Source organism: Streptomyces lincolnensis, from assembly GCF_021173675.1.
In the GTDB taxonomy this organism is placed as follows: Bacteria; Actinomycetota; Actinomycetes; order Streptomycetales; family Streptomycetaceae; genus Streptomyces; species Streptomyces lincolnensis_B.
The window spans coordinates 24,642-45,976 of record NZ_JAIHON010000023.1; the positions used below are offsets into that span (position 1 = coordinate 24,642).

The window sequence follows — 21,335 nt, forward strand, 5'->3', positions numbered from 1 at the left end:
ATGTCGTCGTCCACCGTGTCCCGGGCGCGGGGCGGAAACGGAGTACGGGACGGAAACGGACTGCCGGGCGGAGGCGGGGTGCGGGGCGGCAGCCGGGTCCGGCGCCAACTGCCCACCAGCCCCTGGCTGTTCGCCGCACCCGGACTGCTGATCATCAGCGCGTTCATCCTGTACCCGTTCGTCTCCACGCTGGTCAACGCCTTCACCGACCGGCGCACCCTGATCCCGGGGGAGTTCGTCGGGCTCGCCAACTTCCGCGAACTGCTCCACGACGACATGTTCTGGATCGGCCTGCGCAACAGCACGCTGTACGTCCTCGGCGTCGTCCCCGCCCTGGTGATCCTGCCGCTGCTGCTCGCGCTCCTGGTGCAGAAGAACATCCCCGGCATCGCCTTCTTCCGGTCCGCCTTCTACACCCCGGTCGTCGCCTCGATCGTCGTGGTCGGACTGATCTGGGTGTGGCTCCTGGACGAACGGGGCCTGGTCAACTCGGTGTTGGAGACGATCGGCGTCGGCCGGATCGGCTTCCTCAGCGACCAGTGGCTGCTCCTACTGAGCGCCATGGCCGTCACGGTCTGGAAGGGCCTCGGCTACTACATGATCATTTACCTGGCGGCGCTGGCGAACGTGCCGCGCGAACTGCACGAGGCCGCCGCCGTGGACGGCGCGGGTGCCGTGCGGCGCTTCCTGACGGTGACCGTGCCCGCCGTGCGCTCCACCATGGTGCTCGTCGGGGCGCTGTCCTCCGTGGCCGCCTTCAAGGTGTTCTCCGAGGTCTACCTGATGGCCGGCCCGAGCGGCGGACCGGCGGGCGAGGACACGACCCTCGTGATGCTCGTCCAGCGCACCGGCACCGGTCTGACCGGCCGCGTCGGCTACGCCTCGGCCATCTCCGTCGTCGTCTTCGTCGTCACCGTCGCCCTGATGCTGCTCGTGCTGCGGGCGGACCGGAGGGACGAGTCATGAGCGTCACGGAAAGGGTCCGGCCCGCGCCCGCCGTGGTGAACGGACCCCGGATCACCGACGAGCACGGCCGGCGGGTCCGGGTGTGGGAACTCGTCCTGCGCTACGCGCTGTTGCTGGCCGTGCTCGCCCTGACCGTCGGCCCCTTCGTGTGGCAGCTGTCCACCTCGCTGAAGGGTCCCACCGAGGACATCTACAGCTCCCCGCCGACCTTCCTGCCCGAGCACCCCACCGTGCACAACTACGAGCGGGTCGCCGACACCATCCCCGTCTGGGACTACGCGCTGAACTCCCTGAAGGTGGCCACCGCCAACGTCGTCACCAACTGCGTGGGCGCGGCCCTCGCCGGATACGCGCTCGCCCGGCTCCGCTACCGGGGCCGCCGCGCGGCCACCCTCGCCTTCATCCTGGCGATGCTCGTGCCCGTGGAGGGCATCATCATCGCCCAGTTCACGACCATGCGGGAGCTCGGCCTCAACAACACCCTCGTCGGCGTGGTCCTGCCCGGCTGCATCGGCGCCATGAACGTCCTGCTGATGCGCAACGCCTTCCTCAACCTGCCGTACGAGATCGAGGAGGCGGCCTACGTCGACGGCGCCAACGTCTGGCAGCGGTTCCTGCGGATCGCGGTGCCGTCGGTCAAGGGCACCCTCGCCGTCGTGGCGATCTTCGCCTTCATGGGCGCCTGGGACGACTTCCTGTGGCCGCTGATCGTGCTGAGCGACCCGTCCCAGTTCACGCTGACCATCGGCCTCAACTACCTGCACGGCACCTTCGCCAACGACGAACGCCTCGTCGCCGCGGGCACGGTGATCGCCGTGGCACCGCTGATCGTCCTCTTCGCCTGCCTCCAGCGGTACTTCTTCCGCGGGGTGGGCGAGGGGGCGGTGAAGGGCTGAACTCCCTTGTACGAGAAGGACTCCGTTGTGCGAGAAGGACACCGTATGCCTCCTGCCGTGCGCTTCGGCGTCAACTACACCCCCAGCGTCGGGTGGTTCCACCACTGGCTCGACTTCGACCTCGACTCCGTGCGCGCCGACCTCGACTCCATCGCCGAGCTGGGGCTCGACCACATCCGCATCTTCCCGCTGTGGCCGTACTTCCAGCCGAACCGCACCCTGATCCGCGAACGGGCCGTCGCCGACCTCGTGCGGCTCGCCGACGCGGCGGCCGAGCGCGGACTAGACGTCAACGTGGACGGCCTGCAAGGGCACTTGAGCAGCTTCGACTTCCTCCCGGCCTGGACGCGGACCTGGCACCGGCGCAACCTGTTCACCGACCCGGACGTCGTCGACGGCCAGGCCGCCTATCTGCGCACGCTGGCCTCGGCGCTGGCCGACCGGCCCAACTTCATCGGCATGACCCTCGGCAACGAGGTCAACCAGTTCTCGGCGGGCCCGCACCCCGACCCCGACCGGGCGTCCGAGGCGCAGATCGACGCCTGGCTGGACCGCATGCTCGCCGCCTGCGAGGAGGGCGCCCCCGGCAGGCTCCACCTGCACGCCGAGTACGACGCCACCTGGTACCAGGACGACCAGCCGTTCACCCCGGCACAGGCCGCCCGTCGCGGCGCCGTCACGGCCGTGCACTCCTGGGTCTTCAACGGCACCGCCCAGCGCCACGGCCGTACCTCGGTCCCCACCGAGCACCACGCCGCCTACCTCGTGGAGCTCAGCAAGGCGTGGGCCGACGACCCGCACCGCCCCGTCTGGCTCCAGGAGGTCGGCGCCCCCGCACCGCTGGTCCCGGCCGAGCACGCCGCCGCCTTCACCGAGGCCACCGTCACGCACGCCCTGGACTGCCCCGACCTGTGGGGCATCACCTGGTGGTGCTCCCACGACGTCTCCCGCGACCTCGCCGACTTCCCCCAACTGGAGTACGGCCTCGGCCTGTTGACCAACGACCGAAAGCCGAAGGAGGCCGCCCGGGTGCTGGAGCGGGCGGCGCGTTCCGGTTCGTACCCGCCCGAGACCCGTACGACAGCACTGGTCGTCCCCGCCGATCCCGCCGTCCGCTCTCACTGCGCCCCGGGCGGCCCCGTCTTCGACGCCTACTTCCGGCTGGCCGCAGACGGCGCCCGCCCCACCACCGTCCTCGACACCCGTGCCACCGACCGGGACCACCTCTCGGCACGCGGCATCACCGAGGTCGTCACCCCCGATCAGGTACTCCCCACCCGTCAAGGAGGAACCCGTTCGTGAACCCCACCAGACGCACCGTCCTGCTGGCGGCCGCCGCCCTGCCCCTGGCGACCTCGCTGCCGGCGGCGGCAGCCACGAAGGCCGCCGCGCTCCAGCCGTACGCCTCCTACTGGTTCCCCGACTCCCTGCCCACCGGCACCCCGGGCGCCGGCATCACCTGGCGCAGCCTCAAGTCCTGGCGGGCGGCCACCGATCCGGACCTCGCCTTCAACGCCGCCTCCGTGCCGCTCGCCGACCGCTTCACCCCGGTCCCGGCGAACCCGACGGCCCGCGCCGGGCAGGCCCGTATCCAGTCGCTGGTCTCCTTCGGCCCGACGGCGGGCAACCCCTCCCAGGGCGCGGCCACCGCCGACTACTACGCCCTGACCCACTGGGCCTACATCGACGAACTGGTCTTCTGGGGCGGCTCCTCCGGCGAAGGGCTCGTCCTCGCCCCGAACGCGCCGATCGTGGACGCCGCCCACCGCCACGGCGTGCCCGTCCTCGGCAACATCTTCCTGCCGCCCGCCGCCTACGGCGGACAGCTCCGGTGGACCCGCGACCTGGTCCAGCAGGACGCGGCCGGCCGCTACCCGCTGGCCGCCCAACTCGTCGCGGTGGCACGGGCGTACGGCTTCGACGGCTGGTTCGTCAACGCCGAGACCGGGGGCGGGGACGCCGCCCTCGGGGCGGCCATGCTCGGCTTCCTGCGCGAGCTGAAGTCGCTCGCCGCGGCCGCGGGACAGCGGGTGACCTGGTACGACTCGATGACCGTGGACGGCGCGGTGAGCTGGCAGGGCGCGCTGAACACGCGGAACCAGGCCTTCTTCGAGACCGCCGACGACATGTTCGTGGACTTCCGCTGGTCGGCGAGCAGTCTGGTGTCCTCGGGCACGCGCGCCGAGCAACTGGGGCGCAGCCGCTACGCGTTGTGGGCTGGCGTCGACGTGGAGGCGAACGGCTGGAACACCTCCGAGAACTGGGACGCCATCGTGCCGCGCGACAAGGCGCACGTGACGTCGATCGGGCTGTACCGGCCGGAGTGGACGCGCAACCAGCTGCCCTCCGACGGCCGGTCACCGGGCGCCTTCCACGCCGCCGACGACCGGTTCTGGACCGGCCGCTCCCTCGACCCGTCCCGCCCCGACGCCACCGACAGCTGGCGGGCGCCCGCCGTGTCGGTCGCGGACCGCTCGACGGTGACCTCGGTACCGTTCGCGAGCGTGTTCAACACCGGGCACGGGCTGAGATGGTACGAGGACGGGACCGTCACCTCGGACGCGCCCTGGAACCACCTCGGGCTCCAGGACCGGCTGCCCTCGCGACGGTGGGTGGTGCGCACGGAGGGGCGGCGCCCCGCGGTGTCCTTCGACTTCGCGGACGCCTGGCGGGGCGGCAGCAGCGTGCTGGTGGACGGTGAACCGGACGCGCCCGTCACCGTGGACCTGTACGCCGCACGGCTCCCGGTCTCCGGTGACACGGTGGTCGAGCTGACGCACCGCACGGATGCGGGGGCGGTGCGGGTCGAGCTCGCCGTGGCGACCGCCGAGCCCGGCTCACCGGGCTCGCCACCGCCGTACGCCTACTTCCCCGTGAACACGGCCGGCTCCTGGCAGACGTCGACGGTACGACTCACCGGGCTCTCCGGGACGGTCCACGCGCTCGGCGTGCGGCTCACCGCGACCGACGGCCCCGTGACGTGGCGGCTGGGCGGTGTCGCCGTCCGGCAGGGGGCCGGCACGCCCGCCGGACCCGCCGCACCCTCCGGGTTCCGGATCACCGACGCGAGCGGCGGCGACCTGCGCCTCGCCTGGAACACCGTGCCCGGCTCCGGAGCCGGCGGCTCCGGCATCAACGGCTCCGCGACCAGCGGCTCCCGCTCAGGCGGCGTACGCCACTACACCCTCCACCGGCTCCTCCCCGACGGCACCCGGCGCTTTCTCGGCGGTACCTGCCAGTCCGCCTTCTTCGTCGGCGGGCTCCGACCCGAACAGGGCGAGCGGGCGGCGCGGTTGGAGCTGCGTGCGGTGGGGGAGCTGTACACGTCGTCGGCCCCCGTGGCCGTGACCCACCCCTGGTAACCACCACCCTCAGCCTTGGAGCACCCCGCATGCATGACGACCGCAACCTGGTGGAAGCCCGACTGAAGCGCGTCCTGGAGGAGCGCATCCGGCCCGCCATTTACCCCGAGTCCGTACCGCTGGACGTGGCCGTGTGGCACGCGCCCGGAGAGCCGGTGCCGGTCGCCGAGGGACTCGCCGCCGAGCCCGAGCCGATCGCGGTCGGTGCCCGGTGGGGCGCCCCCTGGGGCACCAGCTGGTTCCGCGTCACCGGGACCGTCCCCGAGGCGTGGGCCGGGCGGACCGTGGAGGCGATCCTCGACCTCGGCTTCGACGAGAACATGCCCGGCTTCCAGTGCGAGGGCCTGGTCTACCGGCCCGACGGCACCCCGGTGAAGGGCCTCAACCCGCGCAACCAGTGGGTGCGCGTCGGCGCCCCCGTCGAGGGCGGCGAGGAGGTGCGCCTGCACGTCGAGGCCGCCTCCAACCCGGTCATCCTCGACTACCACCCCTTCCTGCCCACGCGGTTGGGCGACAAGGAGACCGCCGGCAGCGAGCCGCAGTACACCCTCGCCCGGATGGATCTCGCGGTGTTCGACGAGGTCGTCTGGCAGCTGGTGATCGACCTGGAGGTGCTCGGCGAGCTGATGGCCGAGCTGCCGGTGGAGTCGGCGCGGCGCTGGGACATCCTGCGGGCGGTCGAGAAGGCCCTGGACGCCGTCGATCTCCAGGACGTCAACGCGACGGCGGCGCAGGCGCGGGCCCGTCTGGAGACGGTCCTGTCCGAGCCCGCCGTCCCCTCGGCCCACCGCATCAGCGCTGTCGGTCACGCGCACATCGACTCCGCGTGGCTGTGGCCGCTGCGGGAGACCGTCCGCAAGGTGGCCCGGACCACCTCCAACATGACCGCCCTGCTGGAGGACGAGCCGGAGTTCGTCTTCGCGATGTCCCAGGCCCAGCAGTGGGCCTGGGTGAAGGAGCACCGGCCCGAGGTGTGGGCGCGGGTGAAGAAGGCCGTGGCGGACGGACGGTTCGTGCCGGCCGGCGGCATGTGGGTGGAGTCGGACACCAACATGCCCGGCTCGGAGGCGATGGCCCGTCAGTTCGTGCACGGCAAGCGGTTCTTCCTCGACGAGTTCGGCGTCGAGAACGACGAGGCCTGGCTGCCCGACACCTTCGGCTTCGCCGCCGGACTGCCGCAGATCATCAAGGCGGCCGGTTCCAAGTGGCTGCTCACCCAGAAGATCTCCTGGTCCCAGACCAACAAGTTCCCCCACCACACCTTCCGTTGGGAGGGCATCGACGGCACCCGGATCTTCACCCACTTCCCGCCCGTCGACACCTACAACTGCTCCATGAAGGGCAGCGAGATAGCCCACGCGGCCCGCAACTTCAAGGACAAGGGAGCCGCCCGCCACTCCCTGGCCCCCACCGGCTGGGGCGACGGAGGCGGCGGCACCACCCGCGAGATGGTCGCCAAGGCGGCCCGCCTGCGCGACCTCGAAGGCTCGGCGACCGTTGTCTGGGAGACCCCGCAGGAGTTCTTCGAGAAGGCCGAGGCCGAGTACCCCGAACCGCCCGTCTGGGTCGGTGAGCTCTACCTCGAACTCCACCGCGCGACCCTCACCAGCCAGGCCAGGACCAAACAGGGCAACCGACGCAGCGAACACCTCCTGCGCGAGGCCGAGTTGTGGGCGGCCACGGCTGCCGTGCGCACCGGATTCGCCTACCCCTACGAGCAGGTGGACCGGATCTGGAAGACGGTGCTGCTGCACCAGTTCCACGACATCCTGCCGGGGTCCTCCATCGCCTGGGTGCACCGCGAGGCCCGCAGGACCTACGAGCGGGTCGCCGAGGAACTCGGCGCCGTCATCGACGCGGCCCAGCACGCCCTGGCGGGGGAGGGCCCGATCCCGCTCGTCTTCAACGCCGCCCCGCACACCCGCGAGGGTGTCCCGGCGGGCGGCGCGAGCACCCCCGCCGTCGAGGGGCGGACCACCCTCGCCGACCGCCCCGGCGGCGGACACATCCTCGACAACGGCCTGCTGCGCGTCGAGATCGACGCCGACGGGCTCGTCGTGTCGGCGTACGACATCGAGGCAGACCGCGAGACGATCGCTCCGGGCCGGGCGGCGAACCTGCTCCAACTCCACCCGGACCTCCCGAACATGTGGGACGCCTGGGACGTCGACGAGTTCTACCGCAACACCGTCACCGACCTGACCGACGTGGACGAGATCGCGGCGGGTGACGACGGTGCGTCGGTGCGCGTCGTCCGGTCCTTCGGCTCCTCCCGCGTCACCCAACGGCTGTCGCTCGCACCGGGTGAGCGGCGGCTGCTCCTGGACACCGAGGTCGACTGGCACGAGACGGAGAAGTTCCTCAAGCTCGCCTTCCCGCTCGACGTGCACGCCGAACGGTACGCGTCCGAGACCCAGTTCGGGCACTTCCACCGGCCCACCCACACCAACACCTCCTGGGAGGCCGCCAAGTTCGAGGCCTGCAACCACCGCTTCGTCCACCTGGAGGAACCGGGGTGGGGCGTGGCGATCGTCAACGACTCGACGTACGGCCACGACGTGACCCGTACCGTCCGCACGGAGGGCGACCGCGGGACGACCACCACCGTCCGGGTCTCCCTGCTGCGCGCCCCGCGCTTCCCCGACCCCGAGACCGACCAGGGCGTCCACCGCTTCCGGCACGCCCTGGTGCCCGGCGCGTCCGTCGGGGACGCGGTGCGGGAGGGCTGGCGGATCAACGTCCCCGAGCGGCGGGTCACCGGCGCCCGGGAGGTCGCGCCGCTGGTCTCGGTCGACGCGGACGCCGTCGTCGTCACCGCCGTGAAGCTGGCCGACGACGGCAGCGGAGACGTGGTGGTGCGCTTCCACGAGGCCCACGGAGGGCGGACCCGCGCCACGCTCACGGCGGGCTTCGAGGTCGGCGGCGTCACGGCCACCGATCTGCTGGAACGCCCGCTGACGGACGTACCGGCACCGGAGCGGGACGGGAACCGGGTCTCGCTGCGGCTGCGTCCGTTCGAGCTGGTCACCCTGCGGTTCACGAGGGCCTGACGCGCGGCCGGTTCCCCGGTCCCGCATCCGCAGATGGTTCCCCGGTCCTGGCGGCCGGGGAACCACCGGCGGCACAATCCCCTCGTGAAGATCACCGCGCGGGAACTGAACCGGGCCACCCTCGGCCGCCAACTGCTGCTCCAGCGTGAGCCGTTGACGGTGGCCGACGCCGTACGCCGGATCGTCGCGCTCCAGGCGCAGCAGTCCGCGTCCGCCTACCTCGCGCTGTGGAACCGGCTCACCGGCTTCGATCCGGCCTACCTGGACACCGCGTTCGCCGACGGCACGCTCGTCAAGGCGACCCTGCTGCGGATCACGCTGCACGCGGTCCACCGCGACGACCACCGCATGGTCCGGGACGCGATGCGGCCCACGCTGTACGCCTCCCGGCTCGGCGCCCGGTTCGCCGCCGCCGGGCTCACTCCGGCGGACGCCGCCCGACTGGAACCGGGGCTGCTGGAGTTCGCCGGGCAGCCGCGGTCCAACACCGAGATGAAGTCCTGGCTCGGGGAGCGGGTGGGCGTGGAGCGGCAGGAGGGGGCGTGGTGGGGGCTGCGCGCCTACGCGCCGCTGGTGCACGTGCCGACGGGCGGGCCCTGGTCGTTCGGCACGTCACCTTCGTACGTCGCCGCCCCGGAGGGAGGGTTCAGCAGCGAGTCCGAGCGTGGGACCGAGCAGGCGTTGGGTGAGCTGATCCTTCGGTACCTCAAGGCGTTCGGCCCCGCCACGGTGGCGGACGCGGCGCAGTTCGCCCTCGTGCGGCGGGCCCGCGTCCGTACCGCGCTGGCCGCGCTCGGCGACGCCGTGGAGCGGTTGGACGGCCCGGACGCGACCGTGCTCTTCGACGTCCCCGGCGCCCCGCGCCCGCCCGCGGACACCCCGGCCCCGCCCCGCCTGATGGCGATGTGGGACAGCGTCCTGCTGGCCCACGCCGACCGCGGCCGGGTCGTCCCGCCGGACTACCGCCGCCTGGTGACCCGCGTCAACGGCGATGTGCTGCCGACGCTCCTGGTCGACGGACAGGTCGCCGGCGTGTGGCGCCCGGCCGAGGGCGGCGGCATCGAGGCGACGGCCTTTCACGACCTGCCGCCCGAGGCGTGGGACGGACTCGCCGAAGAGGCCCGCTCCCTGACCGCCCTGCTCGCCGACCGCGACCCGCGGGTCTACAGCCGGTACGCGCATTGGTGGGCGAAGCTGCCCGCCGGTCAGGTACGCGTACTCCCCGCCTGACAGCGAACGCGGCCCCTTTCGCGGACTTCGCTCAGCTCACCAGCACGATCCTCCCGGGTGCGTGCCGCCTCTCGCTCAGTTCGTGCGCGGCCGCCGCTTCGGCGAGCGGGAACGCCGCCGCGACCGGCACCCGCAGCCGGCCCTGTCCGGCGAGCACGACCGCGCTCCTGAGGCCGTGCACCGCCATGGCGTCGGCGCCTCCGACGACAGCGCCCTTCTCGTCGACCGGTGCGGTGTGCGACAGGTGCACGCCGTGGGCCGCCGCGGTGAAGTCGGTGATCGTCACCACGCGCGCCGGGTCCCCGGCGATCGCGACCAGGTCGGGCAGGGCTCCTCCGGCGCAGTCGAACACGGCGTCCACCCCGTCCGGGGTCAGTGTTCGGACTCGTTCGACCAGCCCGGTGCCGTACGTCGTCGGTTCCGCGCCGAGGGAACGCAGGAAGGCGTGGTTGTGCTCGCTCGCCGTACCGATGACCCGCGCACCGCGGGCCGCCGCCATCTGGACGGCGATCGTGCCCACTCCGCCGGCCGCGCCCTGCACCAGCACGGTGTGCCCGGCGCCGACGGCGAGCCGGTCGAGGACCCGGGTGGAGGTCTCGACGCCGCCCGCGGCACCGCCCGCCTCCTCCCAGCTCCACGCGGCCGGCCGGGGCGCCCACGCGGACAGCACCGCGAACTCGGCGTTGGCGCCCCGTACGGTCATGCCGGCGATGCCGAACACCTCGTCGCCGACGCCGACGTCCGTGACCCCGGAACCGACCTCGTCCACCACCCCCGCGGCATCGAACCCGCTCCGGTAGGGGAAGGCCGTCGGCACCACGTCACGCAGCGCCCCGGAGCGCAGGCGCGTCTCTCCCACCGACAGACCGGACGCCCTGACGGCGATACGGATCTCCCCGGGCCCGGCGTGCGGGGCCTCGACCTCGGCGACATGGACGACGCCGGGCGGGCCGTACTCGGAAAACTGAACAGCTCTCATGGGCCGGGAACGTAATCGAGCAGCCCGTCCGTTCGGCCGAAGTGAGAGCGACGAGGGGCGAGATGAGGGACGAAGTGGGAACCAGGCTCCGTTCGGACGCCCGCGACAACCGCGAGCGCATCCTCGCCGTCGCCCGGCTCGCCTTCGCCACCGGGGGACCGGAAGTGCCGATCCGGGAGATCGCGCGGCGCGCCGAGGTGGGCGTCGCGACCGTCTACCGGCACTTCCCGACCAAGGAGGCGTTGATCACCGAGGCCTTCGCCGAGCAGATGGCGGTCTGCTCGGAGGTCGTCGAGGAGGGGTTGGCGGCGGCCGACCCGTGGCGCGGTTTCTGTCTGCTGATCGAGAAGCTGATGGAGATCGACGCCCTCGACCGGGGCTTCGCCCGCGCGTTCACCTCGCGGCTCCCCGAGGCGGCCGGGTTCGCCGCGGACCACGACCGGGCCCTGCGGATGCTGCTCGAACTGGTCCGGCGGGCCAAGGAAGCGGGCGACCTGCGGGAGGACTTCGTACCGGAGGACCTCAGCCTGGCGCTGATGGCGAACGAGGGCATCCGGGCGGAGTCACCCGAGCTGCGAGTGGCGGCCTCGCGCCGCTTCGCGGCCCTGATGATCCAGTCCTTCAGGGCGAACCCCGTCCCGGCACGGCTGCCACCGGCCGTCCGGCTGCCCCTGACCCGCTGGTAGCGCGGGCGCGGGGCTACCCCCCGAGCTGCGCCCGCAGCCAGTGCTCCACTTCCCCCACGTGCGCGGCCGCCGCCGCCCTCGCCGTGTCCGGGTCGCGGGCGACCAGCGCACGGTGGATCGCGGCGTGTTCGCGGCGGGTGCGGGCGAAGGCGCCCTCCTCCTGGTAGCCGCGCCAGACGCGGGCACGGAAGGTACGGGAGGACAGGCCGTCCAGGATCGCCGCCATGGTCTCGTTGCCCGCGGCGGAGACGATCTCGCGGTGGAAGGCGATGTCGTGGGCGAGGATCTCCTCCGGGTCCTCGGTGGCGTTCATCGCCGTGAGGTGCTTCTCGACCTCGGCCAGCTGGTCCGCGGTGATCCGGGCGGCCGCCAGCCCCGTGGCCGTCGACTCCAGGATGCGCCGTACCTCCAGGAGTTCCACCAGACGTGGGCCGCGCGACAGGTCGGCGACCACCCCGAAGGTCTCCAGCAGGTCGCCGGCCTCCAGCTGCGTGACGTAGATGCCGGAGCCGTGCCGGGCCTCCAGCACCCCCATCACCGTGAGCGCGCGGATCGCCTCGCGCATCGAACTGCGGGAGATGCCGATCTGCGCGGCCAGATCACGCTCGGTGGGCAGCCGCTGGCCCGGCTCCAGGCGGCCTTCGCCGATCATCGCCTTGATCCGCTCGATGGCGCGCTGCGTCACGGTGCCCTTCTGCGGGGCTGTCTCGTCCACGCCGTTCCTCCACTCACCGGGTGCGCCGCAGTCTAACCGGCGATGTGGTCCGACCACCATCATGTGGTCGGACCACCACGGGTCCACATGGCGAAAATATGCGGTAGGAGGGTGTTGTTCCGGGGAAGTGGTCTGATAAGTATGCGGTCATCTGCTCGCACACGCTCGACGAGGAGCAACCGGATGCCTGGCAGGACAGTGGGGAAGCGGAACAGGAAGCACACGATCGGCACGGTGACCGTCGCCGTCGGCGCCGCGCTCGCGCTCGCCGCGTGCGGCAGCACCAAGGACACCGGTGGCGCCGCCACCGCGGGAGGCGACGGCGACGGCAAGGTCGGGGTGATCCTGCCCCTGCTCACCTCGCCGTTCTGGCAGTCGTACAACGACTACGTGCCGAAGATGGCCACGTCCGAGGGCGTGGACGCGCTCAAGACGGTCAACTCCAACAGCGACCCGTCGCAGCAGATCACCGACATCAACAACCAGCTCAACCAGGGCGTCAAGGGCCTGGTCGTCGCTCCCCTGGACAGCGCCGCCATCGAAGCCGGCCTCGACCAGGCCGAGCGCAAGGGCGTGCCGGTCGTCGCGGTCGACGTGGCGCCGGACAAGGGCAAGGTCGCGATGGTCGTCCGCGCCAACAACAAGGCCTACGGCGAGAAGGCCTGCCAGTACCTGGGCAAGCAGATACCCTCCGGCAAGGTCGTGCAGATCATGGGCGACCTCGCCTCGGTCAACGGCCGCGAACGCTCCGAGGCCTTCCGCTCCTGCGTGAAGACCAACTTTCCCAAGCTGAAGGTGCTGGAGATCCCCGCCAAGTGGGAGTCCGACACCGCGGCCGCCAAGCTCGACACCCTGCTCAACGCCAACCCCGACCTCAAGGGCATCTACATGCAGGCCGGCGGCGTCTACCTCGCGCCCACTCTGCAGACCCTGAAGTCCAAGGGAATGCTGAAGAAGGCGGGCCAGTCCGGCCACATCGCCATCGTCTCCAACGACGGCATCCCGCAGGAGTACGACGCCATCCGCAAGGGCGAGATCGACGCCACCGTCTCCCAGCCCGCCGACCTCTACGCCAAGTACGGCATGTACTACATCAAGGCGGCGATGCAGGGGAAGACGTTCAAGCCCGGACCCACCGACCACGACTCGACCATCGTCAAGCTGCCCAGCGGCATCCTGGAGGACCAGCTCGCGGCCCCGCTGGTCACCAAGGAGAACGTCGACGACCCCGAGCTGTGGGGCAACACGGTCCAGTGAGCACCCAGCCGACCTCCCCGGCCACACCGCTCGTCGAGGCCCAGGGCATCGTCAAGCGGTACGGCCCCACCACCGCCCTCGCCGACGGCAGGCTCACCGTCCTGCCCGGCGAGTCCCACGCCCTCGTCGGCCGCAACGGCGCCGGCAAGTCCACCCTCGTCACCCTGCTCACCGGCCTCCAGGCACCCGACGAGGGCACCGTCCGCTTCGACGGGGAGCCCGCGCCCGCGCTCGGCGACCGGGACGCCTGGCGCCGCAAGGTGGCCTGCGTCTACCAGAAGCCCACCGTCGTCCCCGAACTGACCGTCGCCGAGAACCTGTTCATCAACCGGCAGCCGCTCAGGCGCCGGTTCATCAGCTGGCGCCGGCTCAAGGCCGAGGCCACCGAACTCCTCGACGCCTGGGACGTGCGCGTGGACCCCGAGGCGCGCACCGCCGACCTCAAGGTCGAGGACCGCCAAATGGTGGAGATCGCCCGGGCGTTGAGCTTCGGCGCCCGCTTCATCGTCCTCGACGAGCCGACCGCCCAGCTCGACAACCGCGAGATCGAACGCCTCTTCACCCGCATGCGCGCCCTGCAGAACTCCGGGGTCACCTTCCTGTTCATCTCGCACCACCTCCAGGAGGTCTACGAGGTCTGCCAGACCGTCACGGTCCTGCGCGACGCCCGCTGGATCACCACGGCCCCCGTGGCCGACCTGCCGCGCACCGCCCTCATCGAGGCCATGGCGGGCGAGAGCATCGAGACGATCGCCGAACAGGCCGTCCAGGAGCGGCAGGTCGACGACAGCGCCCCCGTCCTGCTCGACGTGCGCGGCCTGACCTCGGACGTGTACGCCGACGTCGACCTCACCGTCCGCCGCGGCGAGGTCGTCGGCCTCGCCGGATCCAGCGGCAGCGGCAAGATCGAGCTCGCCGAGTCCCTCACCGGACTGCACACCCCGAGCGGCGGCACGGCTCAACTGGGCGGCAGGAGACTGCCGTTCGGGAACGTGTCGGCCGCGCTGAAGGCCGGCGTCGGTTGCGTCCCGCGCGACCGGCACGTCCAGGGCCTCGTCGTCGGCATGACCGTCGGCGACAACGCCACCCTCAGCGTCCTCGACCGGCTCGGCCGCGCAGGGTTCGTCGGCACCGAGCGCAGGCGGCACTTCGCCACCGAGCTGATCGACCGCCTCGACATCCACACCGAGGGACCCGACCAGCCCGTCTCCGACCTGTCCGGCGGCAACGCCCAGAAGGTCGTCATGGCCCGCGCGCTCGCCTCCGACCCGAGCCTGCTGGTCCTGATCAACCCCACCGCGGGCGTCGACGTGAAGTCCAAGGAGTCCCTGCTCGCCCGCATGGACAGCGCCCGCGAGGACGGCACCGCCGTCCTCGTCGTCTCCGACGAACTCGACGACCTCCGGCGCTGCGACCGCGTCCTCGTCCTCTTCCACGGCCGCGTGGTCGCCGAGCATCCGGCGGGCTGGCGCGACCACGACCTGATCGCCTCCATAGAAGGAGTGGCTCATGGCTGATACGAAGGCTCCGCCGGTCACGCCGGCACGCGTCGCGAGCCCGAACTCGGCCAGGACCGTGCTGCTGCGCCGCGCCCGCGAACTCGCCCTGGTCCCCGCCCTGGTGCTGCTCCTGGTGCTCGGCGCCGTGGTCAACGACTCCTTCCTCACCGAACGCAATCTGATCTCGATCCTCGGCGCCTCCGCCGCCCTGGCGATGGTGGTGCTGGCCGAGTCCCTGGTGCTGATCACCGGCAAGTTCGACCTGTCCCTGGAGTCCGTCGTCGGCATCGCGCCCGCGGTGGCCGCGCTCCTCGTGCTGCCCGCGGCGCAGTCCGGCTGGGGCACCGAGTTCCCGGCCGCGTTCGCCCTGCTGTCGATGCTCGTCGTCGGCGCGGCGATCGGCGCCTTCAACGGCGTGCTGGTCGTGAAGTTCAAGCTGAACGCGTTCATCGTGACGCTCGCGATGCTGATCGTCCTGCGCGGTCTGCTCGTCGGCGCCACCAAGGGCAAGACGCTGTTCGGCATGCCCGACAGCTTCTACTCGCTGGCCACCACGACCTTCCTGAACGTCCCGATGTCGGTGTGGCTCGCCGCGATCGCCTTCGGGGTCGTCGGGCTCGTGCTGAAGTACCACCGCGTCGGACGCGCCCTGTACGCCATCGGCGGCAACGCGGACGCGGCCCGCGCGGCCGGCATCCGGGTCGACCGCGTGATGCTCGGCGTGTTCGTCGTCGCCGGTGTCCTCGCCTCCGTCGGCGGTCTCCTCCAGACCGGCTACGTCGGCGCGATCAGCGCCAACCAGGGCCAGAACATGATCTTCACCGTGTTCGCCGCCGCCGTCATCGGCGGCATCAGCCTCGACGGCGGCAAGGGCACCATGTTCGGCGCCCTGACCGGCGTCCTGCTGCTCGGTGTCGTGCAGAACCTGCTCACCCTGGCCCAGGTCCCGTCGTTCTGGATCCAGGCCATCTACGGCGGAATCATCCTGGTCGCCCTCATGATCGCCCGTGTGACCACGGGCCGCGCCCAGGACTGAACCCCTGCCCCCTACTGAAAGGCACTCCGTGTCCCCGACCTCCGGCCCCTCCGGTCGCGTCTCCGCGCTCGAGACCTACGACATCCGCTTCCCCACCTCGCGCGAGCTCGACGGCTCCGACGCGATGAACCCGGACCCCGACTACTCGGCGGCGTACGTGGTGCTGCGCACCGACGCGGCCGACGGGCACGAAGGACACGGGTTCAGTTTCACCATCGGGCGGGGCAACGAGGTCCAGGTCGCGGCGATCGACGCGCTGCGCGGACACGTGGTCGGGCGGTCCGTCGAGGAGCTGTGCGCCGATCCGGGGACCCTGAACCGCGACCTGATCGGCGACAGCCAGCTGCGTTGGCTCGGCCCCGAGAAGGGCGTGATGCACATGGCGATCGGCGCGGTCATGAACGCCGTGTGGGATCTGGCCGCCAAGCGCGCCGACAAGCCGCTGTGGCGGCTCCTGGCCGACGCCGAGCCCGAGTGGCTGGTGAGCCAGATCGACTTCCGGTACCTGACGGACGCGCTCACCCCGGACGAGGCGCTGGAGATCCTGCGCCGGGGACGGGAGGGCGCGGCCGAGCGCACGGCGCGGCTGCTGGAGCGCGGCTATCCCGCCTACACCACCTCCGCGGGCTGGCTGGGCTACGACGACGAGAAGCTCACCCGGCTCGCCGCCGAGGCCGTCGCCGCCGGCTTCCGCCAGATCAAGCTCAAGGTCGGTGCCGACCTCGACGACGACATCCGGCGCTGCCGTGTCGCCCGCCGGGTCGTCGGCCCCGACATCCGCATGGCCGTCGACGCCAACCAGCGCTGGGACGTCGCGGAGGCGATCCGCTGGACCAAGGCGCTCGCCGAGTTCTCCCCGTACTGGATCGAGGAGCCCACCAGCCCCGACGACATCCTCGGCCACGCGGCCGTCCGCCAGGCGGTCGCCCCGGTGAAGGTCGCCACCGGCGAGCACGTGCAGAACCGGGTCGTGTTCAAGCAGCTCCTCCAGGCCGGCGCCCTCGACGTCGTCCAGATCGACGCGGCCCGCGTCGGCGGCGTCAACGAGAACCTCGCGATCCTGCTCCTCGCCGCCAAGTTCGGCGTACCGGTCTGCCCGCACGCGGGCGGTGTCGGCCTGTGCGAACTCGTCCAGCACCTGTCGATGTTCGACTACGTCGCGGTCACCGGCACCACCGAGGACCGGGTCATCGAGTACGTCGACCATCTGCACGACCACTTCCTCGACCCCGTGGTGATCCGCGAGGGCCACTACACGGCCCCCACCGCGCCGGGCTTCTCGGCCGCCATGCGCCCGGAGTCCATCGCCCGGTACACGTTCCCCGACGGCGCCTTCTGGGCAGAAGATCTCGCCGAGAAGAACCAGAACACCGAGAAGGAGCAGGCGGCATGAGTGACTTCGACGGACTCAAGGCCCTGGTGACCGGCGGCGCCTCCGGTATCGGCCGGGCCACCGCGGAGCTCCTGGCCGCGCGCGGCGCCCAGGTCGCCGTCCTCGACCTGGACCCGTCGTCGGTCGAGAAGCCGCTGCTCGCCTACCGGGCCGACGTCACCGACGACGCCTCGGTGCGCGAGGCCGTCGCCGCGGCCGCCGCCGACCTGGGCGGACTCGACGTGGTGGTCAACAACGCGGGCATCGGCGCCCAGGGCACCGTGGCGGACAACGACGACGAGGAATGGCACCGCGTCCTGGACGTCAACGTCGTCGGCATGGTGCGCGTGGCCCGCGCCGCCCTGCCGCACCTGCGGGAGTCCTCGCACGCGGCGATCGTGAACACCTCCTCGATCGCCGCCACCGCGGGCCTGCCGCAGCGGGCCCTGTACAGCGCGACCAAGGGCGCCGTGTACTCCCTGACCCTCGCGATGGCCGCCGACCACGTCCGCGAGGGCATCCGCGTGAACTGCGTGAACCCCGGCACGGCCGACACCCCGTGGATCGGCCGCCTGCTGGCCCAGGCCCCCGACCCGGCCGCCGAACGCGCCGCCCTGGAGGCCCGCCAGCCCACCGGCCGCATGGTCAGCGCCGACGAGGTCGCGGGCGCCATCGCGTACCTCGCGAGCCCCCTGTCCGGCGCCACCACCGGCACCTCCCTCGCCGTCGACGGCGGCATGCAGGGCCTGAGGCTGCGCCCGGTGGGCCAGTGAGCACCCTCGGCGGCAGCGGCGTCGAGGTCAGCCCGCTGGCCTTCGGCGCCGCCGTGATCGGCAACCTCTACACCGAGGTGAGCGAGGAGCAGGCGCACCAGGCCGTGACCGCCGCCTGGGAGCGGGGCGTCCGCTACTTCGACACCGCCCCGCACTACGGCCTCGGCCTGTCCGAGCGGCGGCTGGGGGAGGCCCTGCGGCAGCACTCCCGGGCGGAGTACACGGTCTCCACGAAGGTGGGCCGCCGCCTGGAGCCGTCGGGCGCGGGCGGCGACGACCTGGCGAACGGCTTCGCCGTCCCGGCCACCCACCGCCGCGTCTGGGACTTCACCGCCGACGGCGTACGCCGCACCCTGGAGGCGAGCCTGGAGCGCCTCGGCCTCGATCGGGTGGACGTGGTCTACCTCCACGACCCCGACGACCACGCCGAACAGGCCTTCCGGGAGGGCTATCCGGCGCTGGAGAAGCTCCGCTCGGAGGGCGTGGTCGGCGCGATCGGCGCGGGCATGAACCAGGCGGAGATGCTCACCCGCTTCGTCCGCGACACCGACGTCGACGTGGTGCTGTGCGCCGGCCGCTACACCCTCCTCGACCAGAGCGCCCTGGCCGACCTGCTGCCCGCCGCCGTCGAACGCGGCGTCTCGGTGGTCATCGGCGGCGCCTTCAACTCCGGCCTGCTGGCGGACCCGAGACCCGGGGCGACGTACAACTACGCCCAGGCACCGGGTGAGTTGCTGGACCGAGCCCTGCGCATGAAGGCGGTCGCCGAGCGGCACGGCATCACCCTGCGCGCCGCCGCCCTGGCCTTCTGCGCGGCCCACCCGGCCGTCGCGAGCGTCCTGGCCGGTGCCCGCTCGGCGGCCGAAGTCCACGACTGCGCCGACCAGTTCGCGACACCGGTGCCCGCCGCCTTCTGGCATGAGCTGCGGGACACCGGACTCCTGGCCACCGAGGAGCCGTCATGAGAATCGCCCTGCACACCAAGGTCCGCGCCGACCGCGTCGCCGAGTACGACGCCGCGCACCGCGAGGTCCCCGTCGAACTCACCGACGCGATCCGCGCCGCCGGTGCCACGTCCTGGACGATCTGGCGCAGCGGCACCGACCTCTTCCACCTCCTGGAGTGCGAGGACTACGCCCGGCTCCTCGCCGAACTGGAGAAGCTCCCGGTCAACGTGGCCTGGCAGGCCCGGATGGCCGAACTCCTCGACGTGGTGCACGACTACTCCGACGAGGGCGCGGCTGCCGGCCTGCCCGTCGTGTGGGAGCTGCCGTGACCGTGGACGCCCACCACCACGTGTGGGACCTGTCCGTCCGGGACCAGGACTGGATCGGGCCGGACAGCCCGATCCGCCGCGACTTCACCGTGGCGGACCTGGCACCCGAGGCCCGCGCGGCCGGGGTCGACCGCACGGTCCTCGTCCAGACGATCACCGTGCCCGAGGAGACCCCGGAGTTCCTGGCCCTCGCGGCCGCCCACGCCCTGATCGCGGGCGTCGTCGGCTGGACCGACCTCACCCGCCCCGACATCGCCGACGAACTGGCCCGGCTGCGGGAGCTGCCCGGCGGGCGGTACCTCAAGGGCATCCGCCACCAGGTCCAGGGTGAGCCGGACCCGGACTGGCTGCTGCGGCCGGACGTACGCCGCGGCCTCGCCGCCGTCGCCGAGGCGGGCTTGGTCTACGACCTGGTCGTCCTGCCGCACCAGCTACCTGCCTGCGCCAAGGCGGCCGCGGCGCTGCCTCAACTCACCTTTGTCCTGGATCACTTGGGCAAGCCGCCCATCGCCTCCGGCGCCCTGGAACCCTGGGCGGCCGACGTCCGCGCTCTGGCCGCGCACCCCAACACCGTCTGCAAACTCTCCGGCATGGTCACCGAGGCCGACCCCGCCTCCTGGACCGTCGACGACCTGCGCCCGTACGCCGACGCGGTGCTGGACGCCTTCGGCCCGGCCCGCCTGATGTTCGGCTCGGACTGGCCGGTGTGCACGCTCGCGGCCGGCTACGGCGACGTGCTGGACGCCGCACGGCAGTTGGTCCCGGCGCGGGAGCACCGGCAGGTCTTCGAGGACACGGCCGTCCGCGTCTACGATCTCTGAACCTCCCCCGTCAGCCGCGTCGGCGGCAGGTACTCGCGCACATACGTCCGCTCCCAGCACGCGCCCGTCTCCCGCAGCTCCCGCCAGGTCGTGTACCGGTAGCGGAAGAGACGGGCGCGGATGAAGCGGGGCGGCGCGTCGGGCGGGAACGGGGAGCGGCGCAGCAGCCTCAGGGTGGCGCGGTCGTTCTCCAGGAGCCGTTCGACCAGCGCGCCGAACCACGACCCGGCGTACGCGGGCGACAGCGCGGCGAACCACATCATCCAGTCCAGGCGCAGATGGTAGGGCGCGAACTGGCGCGGCCAGCGCCGTGGATCGCCGGGCTTGCCCCTGAACTCGTACTCCCGCCAGTCGGAGTCCTCGCGCGGTACGTCGTCGGCCGTGCCCTCGACGACCACCTCGTAGCGGATCCGGCTGACGCTGCCGAACGCGCCGTAGGTGTTGACCAGATGGAGCGGGTCGAAGGAGCGGTTCATGATCTGCCGGCGGGAGATCATGTTGCGCATCGGGCGGTAGCTGAGGGTCAGGAGCAGCGCGGCGACCGCGAGGACCACGACCTCGTACCAGAGGGGGCCGTCGGGCACCGGTCGCGCGTCGGCGGGGAACCGCACCGCCGACAGGGCCAGCACGATCGTGATCCAGTTCAGCCAGGAGAAGTTGCCCGAGAGGATCAGCCACAGCTGGGTGACGATCATCAGTGACGCGGCGGCCGTGGCGACGGGCTGCGGCGCGAACAGCAGGAACGGGACCACGAGTTGGGTGACGTGGTTGGCGGCCACCTCGACCCGGTGCACGGGGCGGGGGAGATGGTGGAAGAACCAGCTCAGCGGCCCTGGCATGGGCTGCGTCTCGTGGTGGTGGTCGAGGCAGGTCAGCTTCCGCCAGCACGCGTCGCCCCGCATCTTGATCAGGCCCGCGCCGAACTCGACGCGGAAGAGGATCCAGCGCAACAGGAACAGAACGAGGAAGGGCGGCGCCACCTCGTCGTTGCCGAGGAAGACCGCGAGGAAACCCACCTCCAGGAGCAACGACTCCCAGCCGAAGCCGTACCAGGTCTGCCCGACGTTCACGATCGACAGGTACAGCACCCAGGGCACCAGCCACAGCACCATCGCGGCCCACAGGGGCAGCCGGGAGTCCAGGCCCGCGAGCAGCGCCACCGACACCGCGCAGCCCGTCCACGCGCAGAGGGCGAAGAAGCGGTCGGAGTAGTGCAGGTGGAACAGACTCGGGGCCCGCCTGAACGGCATCCGCGCCACGAACCGGGGGATCGGCAGCATCCCCCGCTCCCCGAGCAGCGCGCGGAACTGAAGGGCGGCCGTCAGGAACGCCACCAGGTACACGCCGGCCAGGGCCCGCTGGAAGACCAGCCGGCTCGTCCAGTAGTCGGGTGCGGTGAACCAGTCCACGGCCGTGC

18 protein-coding genes are annotated in these 21,335 nt (G+C 71.9%); 15 read left to right on the forward strand and 3 right to left on the reverse strand.

Annotated elements, in window-relative coordinates; all coding sequences use genetic code 11:
- The 6 genes from K4B79_RS43845 (at position 1) to K4B79_RS43870 (ending at position 9,504) form a co-directional block, all read left to right on the forward strand.
- Entirely contained in the window at positions 1–966 is a 966-nt protein-coding gene (locus K4B79_RS43845; protein ID WP_232033046.1) for a carbohydrate ABC transporter permease, read from the forward strand.
- Entirely contained in the window at positions 963–1,862 is a 900-nt protein-coding gene (locus K4B79_RS43850) for a carbohydrate ABC transporter permease (protein WP_232033047.1), read from the forward strand. Before K4B79_RS43845 ends, K4B79_RS43850 begins: the two co-directional genes overlap by 4 nt.
- A 45-nt stretch (positions 1,863–1,907) precedes the next feature.
- Complete coding sequence (locus tag K4B79_RS43855) at positions 1,908–3,164, forward strand: glycoside hydrolase 5 family protein (RefSeq protein ID WP_232033048.1); 1,257 nt, start codon at positions 1,908–1,910, stop codon at positions 3,162–3,164.
- On the forward strand, positions 3,161–5,224 hold the full coding sequence (locus K4B79_RS43860) for an endo-beta-N-acetylglucosaminidase (protein ID WP_232033049.1): 2,064 nt from the start codon (positions 3,161–3,163) through the stop codon (positions 5,222–5,224). Before K4B79_RS43855 ends, K4B79_RS43860 begins: the two co-directional genes overlap by 4 nt.
- Positions 5,225–5,253: 29 nt before the next feature.
- Positions 5,254–8,274, forward strand: coding sequence for an alpha-mannosidase (locus K4B79_RS43865; RefSeq protein ID WP_232033050.1), 3,021 nt, complete (start codon positions 5,254–5,256; stop codon positions 8,272–8,274).
- Between the two features lie 84 nt (positions 8,275–8,358).
- Positions 8,359–9,504, forward strand: a complete 1,146-nt coding sequence (locus K4B79_RS43870) for a winged helix DNA-binding domain-containing protein (protein ID WP_232033051.1) — start codon at positions 8,359–8,361, stop codon at positions 9,502–9,504.
- A 31-nt stretch (positions 9,505–9,535) separates the two neighbouring features.
- Here K4B79_RS43870 and K4B79_RS43875 read toward each other — a convergent pair whose 3' ends face one another.
- Entirely contained in the window at positions 9,536–10,483 is a 948-nt protein-coding gene (locus K4B79_RS43875; RefSeq protein WP_232033052.1) for an NADP-dependent oxidoreductase, read from the reverse strand.
- Between the two features lie 74 nt (positions 10,484–10,557).
- Between K4B79_RS43875 and K4B79_RS43880 the strand changes: the two genes are divergently transcribed.
- On the forward strand, positions 10,558–11,169 hold the full coding sequence (locus K4B79_RS43880; protein ID WP_445276268.1) for a TetR/AcrR family transcriptional regulator: 612 nt from the start codon (positions 10,558–10,560) through the stop codon (positions 11,167–11,169).
- A 13-nt stretch (positions 11,170–11,182) separates the two neighbouring features.
- Here K4B79_RS43880 and K4B79_RS43885 read toward each other — a convergent pair whose 3' ends face one another.
- Positions 11,183–11,884 carry a FadR/GntR family transcriptional regulator gene (locus K4B79_RS43885; protein WP_232033054.1) on the reverse strand — a complete coding sequence of 234 codons (702 nt, stop codon included), beginning with the start codon at positions 11,882–11,884 and terminating at the stop codon, positions 11,183–11,185.
- Between the two features lie 183 nt (positions 11,885–12,067).
- Here K4B79_RS43885 and K4B79_RS43890 point away from each other — a divergent pair, with 183 nt between their 5' ends.
- Genes K4B79_RS43890 through K4B79_RS43925 form a run of 8 tightly spaced genes read left to right on the forward strand, consistent with a single transcriptional unit; the run spans position 12,068 to position 19,918 of the window.
- Complete coding sequence (locus tag K4B79_RS43890) at positions 12,068–13,141, forward strand: sugar ABC transporter substrate-binding protein (protein ID WP_232033055.1); 1,074 nt, start codon at positions 12,068–12,070, stop codon at positions 13,139–13,141.
- Positions 13,138–14,658, forward strand: coding sequence for a sugar ABC transporter ATP-binding protein (locus K4B79_RS43895; protein WP_232033056.1), 1,521 nt, complete (start codon positions 13,138–13,140; stop codon positions 14,656–14,658). Before K4B79_RS43890 ends, K4B79_RS43895 begins: the two co-directional genes overlap by 4 nt.
- A complete protein-coding gene (locus K4B79_RS43900) occupies positions 14,651–15,676 on the forward strand; it encodes an ABC transporter permease (RefSeq protein WP_232033057.1) in 1,026 nt (341 codons plus the stop codon). The genes K4B79_RS43895 and K4B79_RS43900 overlap by 8 nt, the downstream gene beginning before the upstream one ends.
- A 28-nt stretch (positions 15,677–15,704) precedes the next feature.
- Positions 15,705–17,069: an L-fuconate dehydratase gene (locus K4B79_RS43905; protein ID WP_232033058.1), complete on the forward strand. Its 1,365-nt coding sequence runs from the start codon at positions 15,705–15,707 to the stop codon at positions 17,067–17,069.
- Positions 17,066–17,821 (forward strand): SDR family NAD(P)-dependent oxidoreductase, encoded by a 756-nt coding sequence (locus K4B79_RS43910; RefSeq protein ID WP_232033059.1) that lies wholly within the window; start codon positions 17,066–17,068, stop codon positions 17,819–17,821. Before K4B79_RS43905 ends, K4B79_RS43910 begins: the two co-directional genes overlap by 4 nt.
- Complete coding sequence (locus K4B79_RS43915; RefSeq protein WP_232033060.1) at positions 17,818–18,786, forward strand: aldo/keto reductase; 969 nt, start codon at positions 17,818–17,820, stop codon at positions 18,784–18,786. Before K4B79_RS43910 ends, K4B79_RS43915 begins: the two co-directional genes overlap by 4 nt.
- Positions 18,783–19,097, forward strand: coding sequence for an L-rhamnose mutarotase (locus K4B79_RS43920; protein WP_232033061.1), 315 nt, complete (start codon positions 18,783–18,785; stop codon positions 19,095–19,097). The genes K4B79_RS43915 and K4B79_RS43920 overlap by 4 nt, the downstream gene beginning before the upstream one ends.
- On the forward strand, positions 19,094–19,918 hold the full coding sequence (locus K4B79_RS43925; protein WP_232033062.1) for an amidohydrolase family protein: 825 nt from the start codon (positions 19,094–19,096) through the stop codon (positions 19,916–19,918). Before K4B79_RS43920 ends, K4B79_RS43925 begins: the two co-directional genes overlap by 4 nt.
- On the opposite strand, the gene K4B79_RS43930 is transcribed toward K4B79_RS43925, so the two are convergent.
- Entirely contained in the window at positions 19,906–21,327 is a 1,422-nt protein-coding gene (locus K4B79_RS43930) for a lipase maturation factor family protein (RefSeq protein ID WP_232033063.1), read from the reverse strand. The two genes, K4B79_RS43925 and K4B79_RS43930, sit on opposite strands and share 13 nt — an antisense overlap.
- Between the last annotated feature and the right edge of the window lie 8 nt (positions 21,328–21,335).

Bases quoted from the DNA above. Each gene is read 5' to 3' on its own strand.
- K4B79_RS43845 (WP_232033046.1), top strand. From the start codon at position 1: ATGTCGTCGTCCACCGTGTCCCGGGCGCGGGGCGGAAACGGAGTACGG.
- K4B79_RS43850 (WP_232033047.1), top strand. From the start codon at position 963: ATGAGCGTCACGGAAAGGGTCCGGCCCGCGCCCGCCGTGGTGAACGGA.
- K4B79_RS43855 (WP_232033048.1), top strand. From the start codon at position 1,908: ATGCCTCCTGCCGTGCGCTTCGGCGTCAACTACACCCCCAGCGTCGGG.
- K4B79_RS43865 (WP_232033050.1), top strand. From the start codon at position 5,254: ATGCATGACGACCGCAACCTGGTGGAAGCCCGACTGAAGCGCGTCCTG.
- K4B79_RS43875 (WP_232033052.1), bottom strand. From the start codon at position 10,483: ATGAGAGCTGTTCAGTTTTCCGAGTACGGCCCGCCCGGCGTCGTCCAT.
- K4B79_RS43890 (WP_232033055.1), top strand. From the start codon at position 12,068: ATGCCTGGCAGGACAGTGGGGAAGCGGAACAGGAAGCACACGATCGGC.
- K4B79_RS43900 (WP_232033057.1), top strand. From the start codon at position 14,651: ATGGCTGATACGAAGGCTCCGCCGGTCACGCCGGCACGCGTCGCGAGC.
- K4B79_RS43910 (WP_232033059.1), top strand. From the start codon at position 17,066: ATGAGTGACTTCGACGGACTCAAGGCCCTGGTGACCGGCGGCGCCTCC.
- K4B79_RS43920 (WP_232033061.1), top strand. From the start codon at position 18,783: ATGAGAATCGCCCTGCACACCAAGGTCCGCGCCGACCGCGTCGCCGAG.